A 1187-nucleotide genomic window follows, 5' to 3' on the forward strand; every position below is an offset into this window, starting at 1 on the left:
GACCGCGCTTTCCCGGTGGTGGTGGGATCGGTGGCGGACACTCGGTCTCACCCTCTGTCAGGCACTGCCGATAGCGGACTCGCCAGCGTTGCGCCTCTTCGGGCGAGAGCGTGCCACCGGCAGCGTCAACGGCCTGATGCATCTCCAGCAGCAGATCATGCAGCGCCTTGGCCCACTTTTGGTGGTCATTTTCCCAGGCCGCAGTCAATTCACGCAGGTGATGGGCGTTGCAAAGTGCGTGGCGGCAATCCGCGTAGCGGTAGTAAGGCTTCCAGTGATCATGCACCAGCACCCCCTGGACATAGGGCAGGATGCCGATGGCATCCATGGCCTCCTGACCTCGCTTGGCGTGAGGCGCCAAGTAGGTCAGGGCGTCATTCGAGGCGCTGTGCAGCCAGTAGCGCTTGCCGCCGACCTGCATCCCGGTCTCGTCGGCATGCACGGTCGCGGCTTGCCTCAGCGCCGGGATCGCCCACTCGGCAAACGCCTCGGCGCGCTGATAGGCCTCTTGATTGAAGGCGAACAGCGTGCCGGTGCTCAGCGATAGATCGCACTGTGAGGCCAGCAGCGCCTGGATGCGGGCATAGGGCAGCAACTGATACTGCGAGAGATAGACGACATGCGCCTTGAGACGTGGGCCATACTGGATCGGGCGGGTCACGCCGTCGGGAAACGGCGCCACATGGCGCCGCCCGAGATCGTCCTCCAGCACCTCGGCGCGATACTCGGTGACGACGGCCTGGATCACGATGTCTTGCACCTGGCGCGTTTCGATGCCGACCGAGCGATAGGTGCGCCCTTTGGGCAAGGTGCGGCGATCGACGCGCAACGACACGATCTCGTCGGGATCGGTGACCGGCGCCAGCGTCTTGCCTTCGTGACCCGGTTGCCCGCCAGGGCGACGCTCGCCCTTGGCCCGGGAACGGCGTTGGCGGTTGGGGTCTTGTGACGGCGGCTTGCTGCTGTTGCGGCTGCTGGTGGCCAGTCGGTCGGCCATCAGCTTGACCAGCAGCATCAGCACGTCGATGGCAGCACGCAAGGAAGGCGAGACCGTGTGGTCTTCCTTGAGCTGCTGCCGGACCCGTTCCAGGGCCTCGTCGACGTTGATATCGCTGATGGTCATGTCACCGCATAGACGTGCCGAAGGATCAGGCACACTATGCCAAAAAAATCAGGTGGTTGGCGAC

General features: G+C 64.3%; 1 protein-coding gene. It reads right to left on the reverse strand.

What is annotated here, in order from left to right; genetic code table 11:
- Positions 1-1123, reverse strand: a 1123-nt coding sequence (gene tnpC, locus K7I12_RS17410; protein ID WP_231664813.1) for an IS66 family transposase, incomplete at its 3' end; no start/stop codon positions are given.
- Positions 1124-1187 lie beyond the last annotated feature (64 nt).

Source organism: Halomonas sp. IOP_31 (assembly GCF_021151495.1).
Taxonomy (GTDB): Bacteria; Pseudomonadota; Gammaproteobacteria; order Pseudomonadales; family Halomonadaceae; genus Modicisalibacter; species Modicisalibacter zincidurans.